This is a genomic window from Campylobacter concisus (genome assembly GCF_002913225.1).
GTDB classification, from domain to species: Bacteria; Campylobacterota; Campylobacteria; order Campylobacterales; family Campylobacteraceae; genus Campylobacter_A; species Campylobacter_A concisus_J.
This window is the reverse complement of sequence record NZ_PPAW01000056.1, coordinates 1-18873: the sequence shown is the minus strand read 5'-3', so window position 1 is coordinate 18873 and position 18873 is coordinate 1. Positions and strand designations below refer to the sequence as shown.

Annotated in this window: 19 protein-coding genes; 12 read left to right on the top strand and 7 right to left on the bottom strand. The window is 40.2% G+C overall.

Annotation, left to right across the window (positions count from 1 at the left end; genetic code table 11):
- Window positions 1-137: 137 nt before the first annotated feature.
- Both CYP26_RS08595 and CYP26_RS08590 read right to left on the bottom strand, forming a co-directional pair.
- Window positions 138-614: a hypothetical protein gene (locus tag CYP26_RS08595; protein WP_181000895.1), complete on the bottom strand. Its 477-nt coding sequence runs from the start codon at window positions 612-614 to the stop codon at window positions 138-140.
- A 20-nt stretch (window positions 615-634) separates the two neighbouring features.
- The gene (locus CYP26_RS08590; protein ID WP_103631100.1) at window positions 635-1477 is read right to left on the bottom strand and encodes a DUF3737 family protein; all 843 of its coding nucleotides are present in this window, start codon (window positions 1475-1477) and stop codon (window positions 635-637) included.
- A 112-nt stretch (window positions 1478-1589) separates the two neighbouring features.
- Between CYP26_RS08590 and dcd the strand changes: the two genes are divergently transcribed.
- The 8 genes from dcd (at window position 1590) to CYP26_RS08550 (ending at window position 9497) form a co-directional block, all read left to right on the top strand.
- Window positions 1590-2150, top strand: a complete 561-nt coding sequence (gene dcd, locus CYP26_RS08585; RefSeq protein WP_103631099.1) for a dCTP deaminase — start codon at window positions 1590-1592, stop codon at window positions 2148-2150.
- A gap of 216 nt (window positions 2151-2366) precedes the next feature.
- Window positions 2367-3362: a UDP-N-acetylglucosamine 4,6-dehydratase (inverting) gene (gene pseB / locus CYP26_RS08580; RefSeq protein WP_103631098.1), complete on the top strand. Its 996-nt coding sequence runs from the start codon at window positions 2367-2369 to the stop codon at window positions 3360-3362.
- Entirely contained in the window at window positions 3359-4471 is a 1113-nt protein-coding gene (pseC, locus tag CYP26_RS08575) for a UDP-4-amino-4,6-dideoxy-N-acetyl-beta-L-altrosamine transaminase (RefSeq protein WP_103631097.1), read from the top strand. The genes pseB and pseC overlap by 4 nt, the downstream gene beginning before the upstream one ends.
- A 2-nt stretch (window positions 4472-4473) precedes the next feature.
- Entirely contained in the window at window positions 4474-5151 is a 678-nt protein-coding gene (gene pseF / locus CYP26_RS08570) for a pseudaminic acid cytidylyltransferase (protein ID WP_103631096.1), read from the top strand.
- Complete coding sequence (gene pseG, locus CYP26_RS08565; RefSeq protein WP_103631095.1) at window positions 5152-6024, top strand: UDP-2,4-diacetamido-2,4,6-trideoxy-beta-L-altropyranose hydrolase; 873 nt, start codon at window positions 5152-5154, stop codon at window positions 6022-6024.
- Window positions 6009-6467 (top strand): UDP-4-amino-4,6-dideoxy-N-acetyl-beta-L-altrosamine N-acetyltransferase, encoded by a 459-nt coding sequence (gene pseH / locus CYP26_RS08560; protein ID WP_103631094.1) that lies wholly within the window; start codon window positions 6009-6011, stop codon window positions 6465-6467. Before pseG ends, pseH begins: the two co-directional genes overlap by 16 nt.
- Window positions 6468-6470: 3 nt before the next feature.
- A complete protein-coding gene (gene pseI / locus CYP26_RS08555) occupies window positions 6471-7499 on the top strand; it encodes a pseudaminic acid synthase (protein WP_103631093.1) in 1029 nt (342 codons plus the stop codon).
- Window positions 7500-7508: 9 nt separating this feature from the next.
- Complete coding sequence (locus CYP26_RS08550; protein ID WP_103631092.1) at window positions 7509-9497, top strand: motility associated factor glycosyltransferase family protein; 1989 nt, start codon at window positions 7509-7511, stop codon at window positions 9495-9497.
- A 248-nt stretch (window positions 9498-9745) separates the two neighbouring features.
- Here CYP26_RS08550 and CYP26_RS08545 read toward each other — a convergent pair whose 3' ends face one another.
- The 3 genes from CYP26_RS08545 to CYP26_RS08535 all read right to left on the bottom strand — a co-directional run bounded on the left by CYP26_RS08545 (window position 9746) and on the right by CYP26_RS08535 (window position 11969).
- A complete protein-coding gene (locus CYP26_RS08545; RefSeq protein WP_103631091.1) occupies window positions 9746-11314 on the bottom strand; it encodes a flagellin B in 1569 nt (522 codons plus the stop codon).
- A gap of 98 nt (window positions 11315-11412) precedes the next feature.
- Window positions 11413-11724, bottom strand: coding sequence for a type II toxin-antitoxin system PemK/MazF family toxin (locus CYP26_RS08540; RefSeq protein WP_103598657.1), 312 nt, complete (start codon window positions 11722-11724; stop codon window positions 11413-11415).
- On the bottom strand, window positions 11724-11969 hold the full coding sequence (locus tag CYP26_RS08535) for an AbrB/MazE/SpoVT family DNA-binding domain-containing protein (RefSeq protein WP_103631090.1): 246 nt from the start codon (window positions 11967-11969) through the stop codon (window positions 11724-11726). The genes CYP26_RS08540 and CYP26_RS08535 overlap by 1 nt, the downstream gene beginning before the upstream one ends.
- 123 nt (window positions 11970-12092) lie before the next feature.
- Here CYP26_RS08535 and topA point away from each other — a divergent pair, with 123 nt between their 5' ends.
- The 4 genes from topA to crcB all read left to right on the top strand — a co-directional run bounded on the left by topA (window position 12093) and on the right by crcB (window position 16572).
- Window positions 12093-14207, top strand: a complete 2115-nt coding sequence (gene topA / locus CYP26_RS08530; RefSeq protein ID WP_103631089.1) for a type I DNA topoisomerase — start codon at window positions 12093-12095, stop codon at window positions 14205-14207.
- A 62-nt stretch (window positions 14208-14269) separates the two neighbouring features.
- Complete coding sequence (locus tag CYP26_RS08525; RefSeq protein ID WP_103631088.1) at window positions 14270-14989, top strand: hypothetical protein; 720 nt, start codon at window positions 14270-14272, stop codon at window positions 14987-14989.
- A gap of 390 nt (window positions 14990-15379) precedes the next feature.
- A complete protein-coding gene (locus CYP26_RS08520; protein WP_103631087.1) occupies window positions 15380-16219 on the top strand; it encodes a biotin synthase in 840 nt (279 codons plus the stop codon).
- The gene (gene crcB / locus CYP26_RS08515) at window positions 16219-16572 is read left to right on the top strand and encodes a fluoride efflux transporter CrcB (protein ID WP_103631086.1); all 354 of its coding nucleotides are present in this window, start codon (window positions 16219-16221) and stop codon (window positions 16570-16572) included. The genes CYP26_RS08520 and crcB overlap by 1 nt, the downstream gene beginning before the upstream one ends.
- A gap of 674 nt (window positions 16573-17246) precedes the next feature.
- On the opposite strand, the gene CYP26_RS08510 is transcribed toward crcB, so the two are convergent.
- Window positions 17247-17534, bottom strand: a complete 288-nt coding sequence (locus CYP26_RS08510) for a hypothetical protein (protein ID WP_087581727.1) — start codon at window positions 17532-17534, stop codon at window positions 17247-17249.
- A 44-nt stretch (window positions 17535-17578) separates the two neighbouring features.
- A complete protein-coding gene (locus CYP26_RS08505; RefSeq protein ID WP_103631085.1) occupies window positions 17579-18664 on the bottom strand; it encodes an MBL fold metallo-hydrolase in 1086 nt (361 codons plus the stop codon).
- Between the last annotated feature and the right edge of the window lie 209 nt (window positions 18665-18873).

Here is an 18873-nt window from a genome sequence, read left to right as displayed (position 1 = left end):
AGAGATTTTAGTCTGAATATAGCCAGCAAATTTAATCCATAATGCCTAAAAATTTAACCTATTTTTCCTTTTAGAAATTCCAAAATTTCTTGCGCTTTTTCATTTAGTGACTCTTTTGGGATATATAAGAATGAGCCTTATTTTAAGATCAAAGCTACAAAATCATCAGTTTCGCAAGTACCAAGAAACGCACTAAACGAAAAATGAACCGTGCTATTTTTTGTGATAAACAAGACCTCATCATCATATATAACGATCTCTTGTTCGCGCTCAACATCGATTTTTGAGTAAATGGTTCTAGTAAATAAAACTGGCTTAATAATAGCCGCGTAAATATAAAGCAAGACTATGCCGACACAAAGAGCAATGGCTACATTTCTTGCCAAAGTAGAGACATCGTCCATATCAGAATATACTATTAACTCGTGCCCAGAAATGTCAAAAAGCGTGATCATAGCTACTCCACATAGCGCAGCAAATGGCAGCTCGATCGCCCTCATTAAAAATACAAATTTATTCTTTTTATAGACGGTGCGCGAGACTTCGCGTAGTAGCTTTTTAAATTTAGCATCGTTTTTTATACTAAATTTCGCTCTAAATTTTTCATTTTGCATATTATCCCTTCAAATTTTGTCTAAATTTCATCGGTGATGATCTTTATCTTGCTTGCATCAACCAAACTGCCGTCTATGATGATCTCCTCTATCCTGCCGGCTCTTATGACGCCGCTTTTTGGGTTTTTTACGCTTTTTATGCTGCTTTTTGTGCTCACATCGAGGCTTGAATACTCAAAAGCAAGACTAGTATCCATAAAAATGCAATCTTTTATGACTAAATTTTCCACATAGCAAAGGGCTTGCAAGCTCTTTATCGTGCAGTTTATGAGCGTCACATTTTTAGCGTTCCAAGCTAGGTATTCGCCTGAGATGAGGCAGTTTTGCGCGACCACGTTTTCGCAGTTCCAAAAGGCGTCTTTTGATATGAGCTTTGAGTTTGTGATACGAAGGTTTTTGCAGCTATCAAAGCAGTAGTTGCCATCTAAATTTAGCCCATCAACCTCTAAATTTTCACTATTTGCCCCGAAGTAATCCCCTTTTGCAAAGACGTTTTTTACCTTCACGTCCGCGCACCCCCAAAGTGTCTCGGCAGCGTCTGAGAAATTTACATTTTCTAGTGAAATTTTCGAGCTTTTTCTAAAGCTTTTTGGTGCATTTATGAGCACGTCTTTGAAGCGTAAATTTTTGCTGTACCACATGCCAGCCCTTGCTAGAGGCTCGAGATAGCCGCCATTTAGCGTGATGTCGCTTGCGTACCAAAGTGGATACTTGTAGGCAAAAACGCACTCGTTTAGCTTTAAATTTGAGCTGTGCTTTAGTGGTGACTCGCCATCTTCAAAGATGCAGTTAGTAAAATTTAGTCCCTTTGCGCCAAACATCGCACGCTCGCCAGTGAAAATTTCTGCGTTTCTCTCTTGCATTTTTGTCCTTTATGAAATTTCGCTTTCAAAATTATACTAGTTTTACTGCAAAGTGCCATTAAATTTACTTTAAAGATGCAAAGCGTTATAATCGCCCAAAAAAGGAGAAAAAATGGGTTTAAAAGCAGACTCTTGGATAAGGAAAATGTCGGTTGAAAAGAACATGATCGTGCCATTTGCCGAGGAGCAAGTGGGGCGTGGCGTCGTTAGCTACGGCGTTTCTAGCTACGGCTATGATATCCGCGTGGGTGATGAGTTTAAAATTTTCACAAACATCGGCGGAACCGTCGTTGACCCAAAGAATTTTGATGAGAAAAATGTGGTTGATTTTAAGGGTGATGTCTGCATAGTGCCGCCAAATTCTTTTGCTTTGGCACGCACGGTCGAGTACTTTAACATGCCTGATAATGTGCTAGCGATCTGCCTTGGCAAGAGCACATACGCAAGGTGCGGCATCATCGTAAACGTTACGCCTTTTGAGCCCGGATTTAAGGGGCATATCACGATCGAGATATCAAATACGACGCCGCTACCGGCTAAAATTTACGCAAATGAGGGCATTGCGCAGGTGTTATTTATCGAGGGTGATGAGCCTTGCGAGGTGACTTATGCTGATAAAAACGGCAAATACCAAGCTCAAGAAGGCATCACGCTGCCTAGAATTTTGAAATAATTTTCATGCCTTTGCGACTTTGCAAAGGCTAAATTTATCGACCACTTTTTATAAAAACCCTAAACAATAACGAAATTTTGACGAAATAGAAGCTAGAAAGAGCAGAGCTTTGATAAACAAATTTTAAATTTGGCACGGCTTTTGCTTAAAAATTTATAAAAAATAATTCAAATTAGCCATTTATAAATCAAAAAATGACTAGCAAAAAGGTGCAAAATGTTTAACAACAAATCGATATTGATCACCGGTGGAACGGGAAGTTTTGGTAAAAAATACACCGAAATTTTGTTAAAAAAATATAAGCCAAAAAGGCTAGTTATCTACTCACGCGACGAGCTAAAGCAATACGAAATGGCCCAAATGTTTAAAGACAAGGCTATGCGTTTTTTCATTGGTGATGTGAGGGACTATAAGCGCTTAAGAACTGCGATGAACGGCATAGACTATGTCATCCACGCAGCTGCGATGAAACACGTGCCAATCGCCGAATACAACCCAATGGAGTGCATCAAAACAAACATTGACGGCGCTCAAAACGTCATCGATGCCTCTTTGGAGTGTGGCGTTAGCAAAGTGATCGCGCTCTCAACTGACAAAGCATGCAACCCTGTAAATTTATATGGAGCTACAAAGCTAGCCAGCGATAAGCTCTTTATCGCTGCAAACAACATTGTTGGCGAGAAAAAGACGAGATTTAGCGTCGTAAGATATGGAAACGTCGTTGGTTCACGTGGCTCAGTCGTGCCGCTTTTTAAAAAGCTGATCGCGCAAGGAGAAAAAGAGCTTCCTATCACGCATGAGAAGATGACTAGGTTTTGGATCACACTTGAGCAAGGCGTAAATTTCGTCCTTAAAAACTTTGAGAGGATGAAAGGCGGTGAAATTTTCATACCAAAGATCCCGTCAATGACGATGGTCGATCTCGCAAAAGCCCTTGCACCAGACCTTGGCGTCAAGATCATAGGTATTCGCCCAGGAGAAAAGATGCATGAGATGATGATATCAAGAGATGACGCGCATTTAACTTATGAATTTGATGATTATTACGTGATAAGCCCGTCTATTCAGTTTTTAACAGCGCAGGACTTCTCGACAAATGCTCTTCATCAAAAGGGCAAACCAGTGAGTGAGGACTTTGAATATAGCTCAAATACAAATAAAATTTGGCTCGATAGAGCGGGTCTTCTTGAGATGATAGGAGATGCTAAATGATACCTTACAGCCGCCAGCAGATCACAGAAGAAGATATCAAAGTAGTAGCGGACGCGCTAAGAGACGACATCTTAACAGGTGGTCAAAAGGTTAGTAGCTTTGAAGAGGAGCTGGCAAAGTATATTGGTGTAAAGCACGTGATCGCCATGAACTCAGCCACTTCGGCCCTGCACGTAGCATATCTTAGCCTTGGCGTCAAGGAGGGCGATGAAGTGATTACGACGCCTATCACCTTTGCAGCCACTGCAAATGCAGCTTTGATGGCTGGAGCGCAGGTCAAATTTTGCGACGTAAAAGCAAATGGCAACATCGATGAAGAGAAAATCCCAGCTCTAATCACTCCAAAAACAAAGGTGATAACTGCGGTTGATTACGGCGGTAATCCAGTGGAGCTAGATAAGATCATAAATTTAGCCAAAAAACACGGTATAAAAGTGATAGACGACGCCTCTCACGCCCTTGGTAGCGTGCAAAACGGCGTCAAAGTGGGCGTTAAGGCTGATATTAGCATATTTAGCTTTCACCCTGTAAAGCCTATCACCACGCTTGAGGGCGGCGCGCTTGCTACAAACGACGATGAGCTTGCAAGGCTAGCAAGGCTTTATAGAAGCCACGGTATCGCTAAAACAAAGCTTTGGGATAGCGACATGAGCCTGCTTGGATATAACTACAGGATAACAGACGTGGCCTGCGCTTTGGGGCTTAGCCAGCTAAAAAGACTGGACGGCTTTATCGCTAAAAGAAACGAGATAGCTAAATTTTATGATGAGAAATTTAGTGAGTGTGAATACTTTAAAATCATAAAAATTCCAGCAAATACAACTAGCTCAAGGCACCTATATCCAGTGCTTTTGGATGAGAAATTTTGGGATAAAAAAGAGCAAATTTTTGAAGCACTCTTGCAAAAGGGCGTTGGCGTGCAGGTGCATTATAAGCCAACATATAAATTTAGCTTTTATAAAGCACTACTTGGCGAAATTTCACTGCCAAATGCGGAGAAATTTTATAGCTCCGAGCTTAGCATCCCTTGCCATCACGGAATGAGCGTAGATGATGCTAAATTTGTTGCAAGTACGCTTTTTGACGTGCTAAAAAGCTTTAGCGAGTAAAAATGATCTGCATCATCCCAGCAAGAGGCGGCAGTAAGAGAATACCTGGCAAAAACATAAAAGACTTTTTAGGCAAGCCTTTAATCGCATATAGCATTGAGGCTGCGCTAAATTCTAAAGTTTTTAACGAAGTGATCGTAAGCACCGATGATGAAATGATCGCAAATGTGGCTAGAGAATTTGGAGCTAGCGTGCCATTTTCTAGAGATGCGAGTCTAAGCGATGACTACGCGACAAGCACTGACGTGATAAAAGACGCGATAGGACGCGTAAATTCTGACTTTGACGTCTGCTGCCTTTATGCCACAGCACCGCTAATAACGGCTGAAATTTTAAAAGAGGCCGCAGGAGAGTTTAAAAAGCAGGAGTGTAAATTTTTATTTTCAGCGACTGCATTTGATTTTCCTATACAAAGGGCGATAAAACTTGACGAAAACGCTAGAGTTAGCATGTTTTACCCGCAGTTTGAAAAGACACGCTCGCAAGATCTTGAGCCTGCGTTTCATGACGCTGGGGCATTTTATTTTGGCAAAAAAGAGGCTTGGCTGGAATGCAGTGCTATCTTTGCGCCACACTCAAAGGCGTATTTGCTGCCAAGAAATTTAGTCTGCGACATCGATACACTAGAGGATTTTGAGTTTGCTAAAAAGCTTTATTTAATAAATAATGGAAAGATTTGATTGAAAGGATTTAAAGGACTCCCCTTGCTAAAAACGCTCGTGCGCGCTGATAGTAGCAGCAAGATAGGGCATGGGCACATCAGGCGAGACCTTTTGCTTGCTAAAAAATTTAATAACATCTCATTTGCATCTTTAAGGCTTGAAGGTGACATTTTTGATGAGATAAACTACCCTAAATTTAGCCTAAGAAGTGGCGAGACAGATGAACTTTGCGAGCTTATCAAAGATAATAAATTTGAGCTTCTTATCATCGACCACTACGGCTTTAGCTTTGAAGATGAAAGAGCTATAAAAGAAAAAACTGGCGTTAAAATTTTATCATTTGACGACACTTACGAGAAACATTTTACAGACTACATTTTAAATGTAAATTTGTATGCGCAAAAGGCAAGATATGAGGGGCTGGTAGAAAAAGGCTGTGAGGTATTTTGCGGGAGTGAGTTTTTGCTAGTTAGAGATGAGTTTTATGAAGAAGCGCAGGTAAAAAGGGAGAAAATTTACGACTACGCTATCATTCTTGGAGGCACTGATATCTCAGGACTAAGTGCTAAAATTTCAGAAAAACTGCTTCTTAAAAAGCTAAAAACAGCCGTCATAACAACTAGCGGAAATAAAAACTTAAGCGTTCTAAAAGAGATATCTAGTAAAAACGAAAATTTTAGCCTTTTTGTAGATAGTAAAAATGTAGCAAAGCTCATGAACGAAGCCAAAATGCTCATCATAACAGCAAGCTCGCTTGTAAATGAAGCTTATGTTTTAGGAGCTAAATTTAAAGCCATTTGCGTAGCTGATAATCAAAAAGAGATCTTTGCTTGGCTAAAAGAAAATGGATATGAAGCTTATTGGGGAGATGAAATTTGCTTGAGCTTATAAATTTTACATCGCTTAGTGGCGAGCAAAAACTGATGGTCTTAAAGTGGCGAAACGACGAGCGTATAGCCAAATTTATGAAAAACAAAAGCGTTGGCAAAGAGGAGCATTTTGCTTTTTTAGAGAGATTAAAGAGCATTCAAGATAAGATCTACTTTTTAGTAAAAGACGAGGGTGAATTTATCGGAGTGGTGAGCTTTGTTGATATCACGAAAGAGAGTTGCGAATTTGGCGTTTATAAAAACCCAGAGCTAAAAGGTGTGGGCAAAAAGCTGCTTGATCTCATAAAAGACTACGCTTTTTTTACATTAAAAGTTGGCAGATTAAAGGCAAAAGCTTATAATAACAACGAAAAAGCGCTCGCACTTTATGAAAATTTTGGCTTTAGGATCTACGCAAAAGATGACGAATTTAGCTATCTTGAGCTTAAAAATGAAACGGACTAGCGGATGAAAATAGGAAATTTTGATACAGACAAAAAAGTCTTTATAATAGCAGAGCTCTCTGCTAATCACAGCGGTAGCCTAAAAACGGCGGTAGATACGATAAAGGCGGCTAAGCGCGCTGGAGCTGACGCGATAAAGCTTCAGACATATACGCCTGATAGTTTGACTCTAAATTCGCACCTAGACGACTTTGTCATAAAGGGCGGACTTTGGGACGGGCGAAATTTTTACGAGCTTTACCAAGAGGCGCTAACGCCAAGAGAGTGGCATGCTGAGCTTTTTCAAGTGGCAAAAGAGGAGGGGCTTGTCTGCTTTTCAAGTCCATTTTGCAAGGATGATGCCAACTTTTTAGAGCAGTTTAACCCGCCAGCTTATAAGATCGCAAGCTTTGAAGTGACGGACTATGATTTTGTAGAGTTTGTGGCCAAAAAAGGTAGGCCCATCATCATCTCAACTGGCATAGCCTACGAAGAAGAGATAAGAGAGGTAGTGCAAATTTGCAAAAATACAGGCAATAGCGATATCGCCCTTTTAAAATGCACCTCAAGCTATCCAGCACCGCTAAATGGCATGAATTTACAAACTATTGCCGATATGAGAGAGAAATTTGGCGTTGAAGTGGGCTTTTCAGATCACACTTTGGGCGTGACAGCCCCAGTTGTTGCGGTTAGTTTGGGCGCCAGGATAATTGAAAAGCACTTTATACTTGATAAAAACGTAAAAAGCGTTGATAGCGCATTTAGCCTTGATGAGAGCGAATTTGCTCTTATGACAAAGTGTGTTAGAGAGACTGAAGAGCTTTTAGGCAAAATAAACTACGAGCTAGATGAAAAAGCGGTTTTAAACAGGAGATTTTCACGCTCGCTTTATGCAAGTGCAGATATAAAAAAAGGTGAAATTTTTAACGAACAAAATATAAGGAGTGTGCGTCCAGGATATGGCCTGCATCCTAAATTTTTAAAAGAGCTGATCGGTAAAAAAGCAAAAAGAGATATAAAATTTAGCGAGAGATTAATAACAGAGGATCTATAAGGAGAAAAAATGGCTATTAAATTTCATGATGGTGTCGTTGCACCACAAGAAAAAAGTGAAGAGAGGGCAAAAGAATACGCCCAAACTGTCAATAAAATAGAAAATGCTGTTTTTAGAAATAACCTAAATGCGCTATTTTCTCAAGATGAGATTTTGGCTACTAGGCTTTTTTCTTTGGGGGAGCAAAAAAACTATGAAGTATTTATCGGCAAAGATCCGATCGATATAAACATAATAGACAAAAAAACTCTATCTTATCTTTATGAAAAGCCAGCTTTCGATATACAAAATATGCTTGAAGGGCTTGGTGCCGAGTGTAAGCGCTATCCAGTGATGTTTTTCTATGGACTTGGCAACGGCGTATTTTACAAAGCTTTGCTTCACAATGAAACTCACCAACATATAATAGTCGTCGAACCAGAGCTTGAGATACTTTATATCACGTTAAATTTGATTGACCTATCAAAAGAGTTACTTAGCGAAAGACTTATCATATTTTATTCAGAGCTAACAACCTATTCGCAAATTTATCAGCTCATGATAGGTCAAGTTTATTCAGTCTATGCTAAGACATATAACTTTCATATTCACACACCTTTTTATGATAAATTTGCAGATGACTACAATAGAATTAATCAATTTTTTGTAAGAGCTATTTCGCAGGTTGTTACGTCACATGGAAATAGTGTAGATGACCTACTTCAAGGTGTGAGAAATAATACCGAAAACCTGCCTCAACTTATAAAGGGCTATGTCTACCAAGACCTTATAAAAAAACGAAAAGGTCTTATGGATACGGCTGTTATAGTAGCTACTGGGCCGAGTTTAGACAAACAGCTTGACACACTTAAGAAATTTGCCCCTTATGTTACTGTTATCAGCCTAGATGCCTCTTTGCCGATACTTGCAAAGCACGGAATAAAGCCAGACTATGTTACGTCTATAGAAAGAGTTATAGAAACATCGAGCTTTTTTAAAAAGAGAAATGGAAATTTAGATAAAGATGCATACTTTATCGTAGCATCGCTAACACATCCTCAAAGTGTAAAAAATATTTTGCCAAGACGCCTAGTTCTTACATTTCGCCCACAGGCTGAACGCGCTATGGGTTTAAACAAACACGGCTATCTTGGCATAGGACTTAGCACGGCAAATCAGGCCTATCAACTAGCCTATACGCTAGGTCATAAAAATATAGTCTTGGTAGGTCAAGACCTAGCCTTTGCACCAGATGGTAAAAGCCACGCAACAGGCCATGCGTTTGCCCAAGCGGATGAAAATTTATACACTACAGCTTATGGCGGAGTGGGTGAGGTTAGGACGACTTATGTTTGGGATAAATTTAAAAACCAATATGAATCAGACATCGAGTCAACAAACAAAAAGGGTATAAAAAACTATAACTGTACAGAAGGTGGCGCTATGATAAAAGGCACCATTGAAAAGCCTTTTATACAGGTCATGGAGGAGCTCACTCGTGGCAAAGATATAATAAATTTACCTCATATCAGTTTGCCTAGCCAAAAGACTATAAAAAAAGAGCTTTTGCAGGCTTATAAATTTATACAAGCTAAGATCAAATTTGAAGAAGAGGTAAAACAAAAGCTTGAAGAGGTCTTTTTAGAAGTTACTCCAGATATAGACAAAATGATAGAGATAAGAGATAGAGGCGAGCTTAGCGAGAAGCATTTCAAGAAACTATTATCTATAACTAAAAAGATAGACAAGATCAAAAATTTCGTAGGAAGACAACAATATAGACGATATATCGAATACATCTTGTCGATCTCTGTATATTACCAAGAGCTTGAGCTTGCTAAAATTTCAGTTGAGTCTAGTGATACGGCTATGCAAAAGGTAAATAAGCTAGCAGAGTGGGTCGAGATGCATAAGTATTGGATATTCTCTCTAGCTGGTGGCTTAGATGCTGAGATACAAACTACAAAGAAAGCTAGTAAAAATTTACTTAAAGAAGTTAAAAAGCTTGGCCTGATATAGGCTGGGCTTTTAGTCATCCATTAAACCCAGTCCAAAGTAATTTTTATAAAAAGCCTTTAAAGTTTTTCTATCTTTGAAGGCTTTTATTCAAAACACTATTTTACATATTGATTTTATTGCTTATAAATTTAAAAAGCCCCAAAGCTAGGCTTTGAGGCTTGGGGGTTTGCGTATTGTAAAAGCATTAACACATTAAGGCTTTGCTACTGCAACAAAGCCCTATTTAAAACTTAATTTAACTAGCTACGTTATTGTAGTAGCTTCATTACGTTTTGCTGTACGCTGTTTGCTTGACTCATAGCATAAGCACCTGATTGAGCTAGGATGTTATGTTTTGAGAAGTTAGCAGACTCGCTAGCAAAGTCAACGTCTCTGATTTGTGATTCTGCTGATTTTACGTTAACTTGAGTTACAGTTATGTTATTAACTGTAGCTTGAAGTTGGTTTTGAACTGAACCAAGGTCTGAACGAATTTGGTCAAGTGTTTTTTGAGCTGACTCAGCGATACTCATAACAGCCATCGCACCGCGAAGTGTCATAACACCAGCACTTTGGTTAGATGTCATAGCACCACTATTGTTCATCCTTGTAAAGCCCATAGCAGCAGCTAGAGTTTTATCTATCTGACCTTTGATCTCACGCAAAGAAACAGATGCTTGAGCGCCACCGTTACTACCAGTTTTAGTAGCACTAAAAGCCACTGATAATTTACTACCGATGTTGCCAGTATCCATCTTAATGTCACGTCCATCAAGTTTTACTAGGTTTAGTCTTCCGATAAACATAGTAGATAGTGCTGTTCCAAATGATACCGCATCTTTACCTTCGGCAGCATAACCAAAGATAGCAGACATATTGTTTGCAGCTGTTGCTGCATCTGCTGTTGATTTAGCTTGTATAGCGCGACCATCTACTGATGTAAGCACTAGCTTGCCTTTGTCAAGTGAAGCTGTTACGCCAGTTTGGTCTTTAACAGCATTGATAGCATTTATAAGTGCGCCATTTTCGTCATTTGCTTTAATGCTAATGTCGCCTATTTTAACGCCATTTATCTCTAAATCTTTCATCTCGCCAGCAGCGATAGCTTTGTTTCCTACCCAAGTAACATCATAAGTAGCACGAACGCCAGTTTCTTTTGCAACTTTGTTGATGTTCTCTGCTAGAGCGCCTACACCTTTACCAAGACCAAACGAGAGAGTAGCAGCTTGAGCTTTTACGTTATTTACACCATCTACGTTAAGGAATGTGATACTAACTGCACCAGCTGCACCAACTGTAAGTAGTTTTGAACTCTCAAAACGTGTAAGACCGATCTTATCAGATGTAGTCGCACCAATACTTGCTTTAACAGTTTGGTTTGAGTAAGCACCTATTTGGAACTCTTTATTAGAGAATGTTCCGTTTAGTAGTTGCTGACCGTTAAATGAAGTAGTGTTGCCGATATTGTCAAGCTCTTCCATTAGACGAACGATATCAGCTTGCAACGCTTGGCGTGATTGAGTTGTTTGGCCGTCTTGAGCTGATTGAGTAGCTTTAGCTTTGATAGTGTCAAGAACTTTTAACTGCTCGTCCATAGCTTTGTCGGCAACTTGAATGATACCAATAGCATCATTACCATTTGCAATAGCTTGACCTAGAGCTGAAGCTTGGCTTCTTAAGCTATCTGCGATAGATAGACCTGAAGCGTCATCTGCAGCTGTTTGGATACGAAGACCTGAGCTAAGTTTACCTAGTGACTTAGATAGGTCAGTGTTGTTGCTAACTGCGTTAGCGTGTGTGTTAAGTGCGTTTACGTTTGTGTTAATACGAAAACTCATTGTAAATCCTTTTAATTTTTTAGTTACGACTTCATGTCGCACGAAAACTATATCGATCGGTTTTTAAAAAAGTTTATAGATGAAGTAAAAAATTTATATCATAAAAACATTTGATGTAAAATTTCTTTTAACTCTTCGACCTGTTCGCCCTCTAACTCGCCAACTTTTGAAACAAATCTATCAACACTTACACATCTTATCTGATCGCAAAGTATTTTTGCTTCTTTATCTAGCAACTTGAAATTTACCCTATAAGGTGCATCAAAACCTTTGCTGGTAATGGGTGCAATTAACCTAGTTTGTAGATAGTCAAGTTGAGGTGGTGAAACAATTACACAAGGTCTAGTTTTTTGTATCTCGGCTCCTATCGTTGGATCAAGGCTTATAAACCAAATTTCATATCTGCTCATCACCACTGCCACTCTTTATCGCTTATGTCGGTAGCTTCAAACCCACTATCTATTTTTTCACTTTGTGCTAGTTTTCTAAGCTCTAAAGTATCCCACTCGTTTATATTGCTTTGTTTTACTGGTCTTAAAAATATGCCATCTTTTAAAATTTCAAGAGAAATTTTTTTAAATCCAAACTGCTCTATAACAGCTTTTGGAAGCCTTATGCCTTGAGAATTTCCTATTTGGATTAAATTAGTTATCATGCGTTTGCTCCTTTTGTGTAATCATATTGTAATTACATTTAAAAGCACTTAAAGAGATTTTATGGTTTCAATCGATTTTATTTCTGCTACAATTACGCCAAAAAAATTAAAGGCTATATATAAATGAAAAGCTTAATCATCGTGGAATCTCCCGCAAAAGCAAAGACTATCAAAAATTTCTTAGACAAAAGCTATAACGTCATCGCCTCAAAAGGCCACATCAGAGACCTGCCAAAAACGAGCTTTGGCATCAAGATAGAGGATGATAAATTTACCCCAGAGTATCGCATCAGCAGCGATCACTCCGCCATCGTAAAAGAGATAAAAGAGCTTGCTAAGGGTGCAGATGAAATTTATCTCGCGACCGATGAGGATAGAGAGGGTGAGGCGATCGCATTTCACATCGCAAATGCCATCGGCAAGGAGCCAACCAGCCTGCCTCGCATCGTCTTTCACGAGATCACCAAAAGCGCCATACAAAACGCTCTAAAAAGCCCAAGACATGTCGATATGAATAGCGTCAATGCCCAGCAAACAAGGCGCTTACTAGACCGCATCGTGGGCTATAAGCTAAGCCCGCTTTTAAATTTAAAGATACAAAAAGGGCTAAGCGCTGGCCGTGTGCAAAGTGCAGCACTAAAAATAATAGTCGATAGAGAGCGTGAAATTCAGGCGTTTAAACCGGTTGAATACTACACTATCGACACCATTTTTAAAAAAGACCTAGACGCTGAGCTAGTTAAATTTGAAAATCAAAAGATCGAAAAGCTAACCATCCAAAACCCAGACCGCGCAAAATACATTATTGAAAATTTACAAAATGAGAAATTTAGCGTCCGTGAGATCGAGAGCAAGGATAGAAAGATCCAGCCAAGTCCGCCATTTATGACCTCGACCCTTCAGCAAAGTGCGAGCAACCGCCTTGGCTTTAGTCCGAAAAAGACGATGATGATCGCGCAAAGCCTCTATGAGGGCGTGCAAACAAACGAGGGCTTCATGGGTGCGATCACTTACATGAGAACAGACAGCTTAAATTTAGCCAAAGAGGCCGTCGCGGCAGCTAGAGAGCACATCCTGCAAAACTACGGCAAAGAGTATCTGCCAGCCAAAGCGATAAGCTACACGACAAGCTCAAAAGGCGCACAAGAAGCCCACGAAGCGATCCGCCCTACAAATTTAAACTTCACACCGCAAATCGCAGCTAAATTTTTAGATAAAGACGCGCTCAAACTCTACACGCTCATCTACAATAGATTTTTAGCCTGCCAAATGAGCGCATGTGTGAGCCAAACGCAAAACATCTATGTCGCAAGCGAAAAAGGCGAGTTTAAGATAAGTGGCAGAAAGGTACTATTTGACGGCTTTTACAAGGTTTATGGCGAGCTTGATAAGGATAAAATTTTGCCAAATTTAAAAAAAGGCGATGAGATGAGTTTGCAAAGCATAAAAAGCACGCAAAACTTCACCGAGCCACCAGCTAGGTACTCTGAGGCTGGCCTTGTTAAAAAGCTAGAAAGCCTTGGCATCGGCCGCCCAAGCACCTACGCACCGACCATCTCGCTGCTAACATCAAGAGACTACGTAAGGATCGAGAAAAAGCAGCTCATACCAAACGAGATCGCATTTAGCATGATAGGCGTTTTGGAGGAGCACTTTAGCAACATCGTCGATAGCGAATTTACATCACATCTTGAAGAAAAACTCGATGAGATCGCACTTGACAAGGCTGACTGGCAAAAGGTGCTAAGCGACTTTTACTATCCATTTATGGAAAAAATAAGCGCTGGCAAAACTGGCATAAAAAGCCTAAAAACAGCCACTCCGATCGGCGAGAAGTGCCCAGAGTGCGGAAGCGAGCTAGTGCTTAGAAAGGGCAGATACGGCGAGTTTATCGCTTGTTCAAATTTCCCAAAATGCAAATACTCAAGAAACGTTGCAAAAGATAATGAAAAGAGCACAGAAACCGGCACTACTGCGGTAGCTAAGCCAAAACGTGAGCTTAAAAAACTTGACGTGCCATGTCCAAAATGTGGCGGCGAGATCGTTGAGAGATTTAGCAGACGCGGTAAATTTTATGGATGTGCCAACTATCCAAAATGCGACTTCATCTCAAACTACGAGCCAGTCGCGCAAAAATGTGACGAGTGCGGCGGCGATATGATCAAAAAAGAGCTAAAAAAAGGCACATTTATAGAGTGCACAAAGTGCAAGAAAAAGACGTTAGTTTCTGAAAACTAAAAACTTCTGGCCAAATTTGAGCTTTTGAGCCTAAATTTGGCTTTTATAAATTTGGACTTTAAATGCCTGAAACTATCGTAGAAGTTAGCCAGTATAAAGGGCAAAAGAGCCTTGTGATAAACTGCACGCAGCTAGGCGACAGCTTCACGCCGCAGTATAAAACCGCCAAGCAAAAAAGAGTAGTGCTTGATGAGTGGTGCGACTTTTTAAGAAGCGAGCAAGAGGCATTTGATGAGCTTAACTTTTGCACTAAAATGCCTCAGAAGCTCTTTGACGCGGTGTGCTGCCAAAGAAATTTAAAGAGCCTTCACATAAAATGGGGCTCGTATGAGAGCCTCGACGCGCTGGCTGATCTTTCTAGTCTAAAGTGCCTTTTTATCGGATCAGGAGCTAACGTAAAAAGCATAGCACCGGTCGCTAAACTTGTCGCGCTTGAAAGCCTAGCCGTGGAGAATTTTCAAAAGATAAGCGACTACTCTGAGTTTTCAAATTTGCAAAATTTAAAGAGCTTAGAGATCAGTGGCGACGGACTTTCGCCTAAATTTATCCACATAGATAGCCTAGAGTTTTTACGCCAGATGCCAGGACTTACGAGCCTTGTGATCTTGGTGGCTAGGATAAAGAGCAAGGACTACTCGCCCATCTTATCTCTAAAATCCCTAACTCACCTCAGCCTGCCGCCACAACATGCACTTTTTGGACTTTTCGACGAGCTTAGTGCTTTGCCAAATTTAAAAACAGGGCTTTTAAAAGAAAGGGCGGAAATTTATAAGAAAAAGTGATGCTGTAAATTTAAGTTTGTGCCAGACTTGCGGTAAATTTGATGGTTTTAGGCAAATTTTAAAATTTCACTCACTCGCAAGAGTTGACTACTGATTTTAGGTCTCGCAAAGCTTGCCACTAAAATCAGAGCCGAAATTACTCGCTCATGAAATTTTAAAATTTACTTGACACTTATCTTACTTCACAAGGCAAATTTGTAAATTTTAAAATCTTACTCGCTCGCCTTAGCAGACTAATAAATTTAGGCTGCACTTTGTTTAGCACTAAATTTAGAGCCGTGATATGCCAGCTCTAATTTTAAAATTTGCCTGTTTTTCGTAAATTTACAAGCCGCTCTACTTAAATTTTAAACCTACCAAAGCTATAATGCTCCCCAAAAAGGACAAAAAATGAAAACGATTATGCTTTGTGCGATATGCTCCGTCACTCAGGGAAACTGCGGCGAAGACTGCGCTTATTGCACGCAAAGTGCCAAAGCTGGCGCTGATATCACTAAATTTAAAGAAAAAAGCGTGCAGCAGGTGGTGGACGAGGCCAAAATGGCATATAAAAACCATGCTCTTGGCTTTTGTTTAGTCACAAGTGGCGCCAGACTAAATGACAAAAAGACCGACTACATCGCCTCTTTAGCAAGAGCCGTGCATAAAGAAGTACCAAATTTGATGCTCATCGCATGTAACGGCATGGCGACTTACGATCAGCTTTGCGAGCTCAAAAATGCTGGCGTTTTTAGCTATAACCACAACCTAGAAACTAGCCGTGAGTTTTTCTCAAAAATCTGTACAACCCACTCTTGGGACGAGAGATATCAGACAAATTTAGACGCAAAAAGGGCTGGGCTCATGCTTTGCACTGGCGGCATTTACGGCGTTGGCGAGAGCGAGGCCGACAGGATGAGCTTTAGGGCGAGCCTAAAGGAGCTTGAGCCGTTTTCATCGCCTATAAATTTTTTCATAAAAAGTGACGCACTAAGGCTTGATCAGCCACCTCTTAGCGCGGATGAAGCCCTAAAAATCGTGCGCGAAACCAAAAGCGCACTGCCAGAAACTAGGGTCATGATAGCTGGCGGCAGGGAGAAGATTTTGGGTGAGAGGCAGTATGAGATCTTTGAAAATGGCGCAGACGCGATCGTGATAGGCGACTACCTCACCGCAAAGGGCGAGAAGGCAAGCAAGGACATCGAGGAGCTTACAAAGCGCGGTTTTAGCTTTGCAAGCATCTGTCACTAATGCTTGTAAATTTGCTTTTTGCTGGGCTTGGAGGCTTTATCGGAGCTGGGTGCAGGTTTTTAGCTGGGGAGCTGCTAAAATTTAGCCACTTTCCCCTAGCCACGCTTGGCGTAAATGTGCTTGGCAGCTTCATTATCGGCGTTTTATATTGTCTAAATTTAAGCCAAAGCGTGAGGGTTTTCTTGGTCGTTGGCATACTTGGCGGCTTTACCACATTTTCAAGCTTTAGCCTTGATAGCGTTAAATTTTTACTAGAAGGCGAACTTGTAAAAGGCTTTTTAAATATATTTTTAAACCTTAGCCTTTGCCTGCTCGCAAGTTATCTTGGTATTTTGCTTGGTAAAAATTTATGAATTTAAGTAAAACTGTTTGCAAAATTAAAATTCACTAGAGTTTATAACCGCATGCGACGCAAAGCGCTATCGCATGCACCTCTAACGTGCGAGGGGTCTTTGCTTCGACTTCGTCTTGCAACTGCAAGCAGACAGGGGATTTCAAAAAAAGGATAAGGGGACGGCCTTCGTGTCTGCCCTGCAGTTGCGAGCCCGCGAAGCGAAATTCAAGTCCCCTTGTCTTCCTTTTGAAAAAAAGAGTCTATAAATTTAAAGCCGTGATTTTAAAAATAGAAATTTACTATTTTGCAAATTTTAAAACTTTCACTCGCTCGCAAGAATTTGACTACTAAAATTTGGCTTCGCTTGCCGCTTAGCTCAAATTTGTATCTTTGGGCAAATTTTAAAATCTTATTCACTCGCCTTAGCAGGCTACTAAATTTAGGGCTCATAGCCACTCGCCACTAAATTTAGAGCCGTGATATGCTCGCTCATAAATTTTAAAATTTGCTAGAATTTTGTGTATTTATTCAGGTAACACAAGGTGCTTAACAAAAGATGCGGCAAATGTGAGGATATTAATAACTAGCAAGCGAGTAAATTTACATTTTCTAGCAAATTTGCTCAGCAAAAAAAACCACATAAATTTACGCAAAATAGCCAAATTTAGCTCTACGTAAAGCCACACTAAACGGCTAAATTTCCTTAGCGATCTTGCTCATTTTGTTTATCAGCTCTTCGCGTTCGCTTGATTTTAGGTTGCCGTATTGAAGCTTTGTCATCATCTGCATGAAGTCAAACTGCTTAAACATCTGCGCGTCGCTCTTTAGCTCTTTTTCAAGCTTCTCGTAGATCTTCTCTGTCTCTTTATTCGCTTTTTCTAAATTTTGCAAAAAGCTTCCAGTTGCGCTCGCATCAAGGTCGTTTTTTGCTGCCTTGTCGATGGCATTTTTTAAATTTGATAAATTTTCAGAAATTTTCATCTGCACTTCCTTTTGGATTTTAAAATTTAGAGCAAATTTTATTCCTAAATTTCATTCCACCACTTTTTTCTAGGTGGATTTTGTACGGTGAAAACCTCTCCGATCATCGGCGTTGCGTAGTTTATCTCAAGTTTTGTCGCAGCCTTTTCAAAACGCTTGATCGGCTCATCCCAAGCGTGATAAGAAAGATCAAATTTACCCCAATGCACCGGCACGCCAAGCCTTGCACCAAGATCTTTTAGCGCTTGCGCTGACTCCTCTGGCTTCATGTGCACGTAAGGCCAGCCATCGCCGTAAGCGCCATTTTCTATGAAAACTAGATCAAATCCGCCAAATTTCTCATTTATCATCTTAAAATGCTTGCCATATCCGCCATCTCCGCTAAAATAAAAGCTAAAGCCAGCCTCCTCTACCGCCCAGCCACCCCAAAGCGTGGTATTTCTTTTAAATGTGCGCCCGCTAAAGTGCCTTGAGGGGCAAAAAGTGAAGTTTAAATTTTCTATTTTTAGATCACCAAACCAGTCAAACTCGTAAATTTTGCCTTCATCCACGCCCCATTTTACGAGGTGAGCCTTGACGCCAAGCGGCACTAGAAATTTGGCTATCCTATCCTTTAGCTCAAGGATTGTTTTATAGTCAAGATGGTCGTAGTGATCGTGCGAGATGAGGGCGATGTCGATCACCTCTGGGTAGTCGCTAGCGGTGATGGCGTGCTCGTAGGCAAAGGACTTGCCGCCAAGTGGGAGAGGGAATGCTCGGTGCAAAACGGGGTCTGTGATGATGATCTTGCCATCAAGCTTGCAGATTAGGCTAACGTGCCCAAGCCAGATAAACTCGCCATTTTTGAGGGCGTTTGCGTCAAATTTTAAATTTGACAAAGGGCGCTTTGGTAGCTTGCCTTTTGGTGGAAAGAGTGCTTGAGGGACGTAATTTAACATAGATGCTTGCGGACTTTTCTTTACCATATCAATCGTTGGCTCTAAATTTATAAAAACTTTGCCGTTAAAATTTGGCGAAGCCTCTATCAGCTTTTGGCTCTTGGCATCTGGTCTGCCGCCAAAAACAGGGGCAAATTTCATAAAAGCAAAACCTGAAGCGATAAACAAAACTATGACTATAAAAATTTCCATCAATAATCCTTTTAAATTTAAAGGTTGGATTATATTTTAGATTTTTAAATTTCAGTTTCATTTAATTAACCCAAGCTTAAAAAACTAATTTTTAAATTTAAACTTAATTAAGATAATTTTACTCTTTTTACTAATTATCCGTTATGAAATATTAATCTTTTTTGATTAATCACACGATAATAACGCTGTTTAATAGCATATCTTAAACT

What these genes read in the sequence shown, in the direction of transcription:
- crcB (WP_103631086.1), top strand. Translation starts at nt 16,219, where the DNA reads ATGCTTGTAAATTTGCTTTTTGCTGGGCTTGGAGGCTTTATCGGAGCT.
- pseC (WP_103631097.1), top strand. Translation starts at nt 3,359, where the DNA reads ATGATACCTTACAGCCGCCAGCAGATCACAGAAGAAGATATCAAAGTA.
- pseI (WP_103631093.1), top strand. Translation starts at nt 6,471, where the DNA reads ATGAAAATAGGAAATTTTGATACAGACAAAAAAGTCTTTATAATAGCA.
- CYP26_RS08540 (WP_103598657.1), bottom strand. Translation starts at nt 11,724, where the DNA reads ATGAGCAGATATGAAATTTGGTTTATAAGCCTTGATCCAACGATAGGA.
- CYP26_RS08545 (WP_103631091.1), bottom strand. Translation starts at nt 11,314, where the DNA reads ATGAGTTTTCGTATTAACACAAACGTAAACGCACTTAACACACACGCT.
- CYP26_RS08590 (WP_103631100.1), bottom strand. Translation starts at nt 1,477, where the DNA reads ATGCAAGAGAGAAACGCAGAAATTTTCACTGGCGAGCGTGCGATGTTT.
- CYP26_RS08525 (WP_103631088.1), top strand. Translation starts at nt 14,270, where the DNA reads ATGCCTGAAACTATCGTAGAAGTTAGCCAGTATAAAGGGCAAAAGAGC.
- CYP26_RS08505 (WP_103631085.1), bottom strand. Translation starts at nt 18,664, where the DNA reads ATGGAAATTTTTATAGTCATAGTTTTGTTTATCGCTTCAGGTTTTGCT.
- dcd (WP_103631099.1), top strand. Translation starts at nt 1,590, where the DNA reads ATGGGTTTAAAAGCAGACTCTTGGATAAGGAAAATGTCGGTTGAAAAG.
- pseB (WP_103631098.1), top strand. Translation starts at nt 2,367, where the DNA reads ATGTTTAACAACAAATCGATATTGATCACCGGTGGAACGGGAAGTTTT.
- CYP26_RS08595 (WP_181000895.1), bottom strand. Translation starts at nt 614, where the DNA reads ATGCAAAATGAAAAATTTAGAGCGAAATTTAGTATAAAAAACGATGCT.
- CYP26_RS08520 (WP_103631087.1), top strand. Translation starts at nt 15,380, where the DNA reads ATGAAAACGATTATGCTTTGTGCGATATGCTCCGTCACTCAGGGAAAC.
- CYP26_RS08535 (WP_103631090.1), bottom strand. Translation starts at nt 11,969, where the DNA reads ATGATAACTAATTTAATCCAAATAGGAAATTCTCAAGGCATAAGGCTT.
- topA (WP_103631089.1), top strand. Translation starts at nt 12,093, where the DNA reads ATGAAAAGCTTAATCATCGTGGAATCTCCCGCAAAAGCAAAGACTATC.
- pseF (WP_103631096.1), top strand. Translation starts at nt 4,474, where the DNA reads ATGATCTGCATCATCCCAGCAAGAGGCGGCAGTAAGAGAATACCTGGC.
- CYP26_RS08550 (WP_103631092.1), top strand. Translation starts at nt 7,509, where the DNA reads ATGGCTATTAAATTTCATGATGGTGTCGTTGCACCACAAGAAAAAAGT.
- CYP26_RS08510 (WP_087581727.1), bottom strand. Translation starts at nt 17,534, where the DNA reads ATGAAAATTTCTGAAAATTTATCAAATTTAAAAAATGCCATCGACAAG.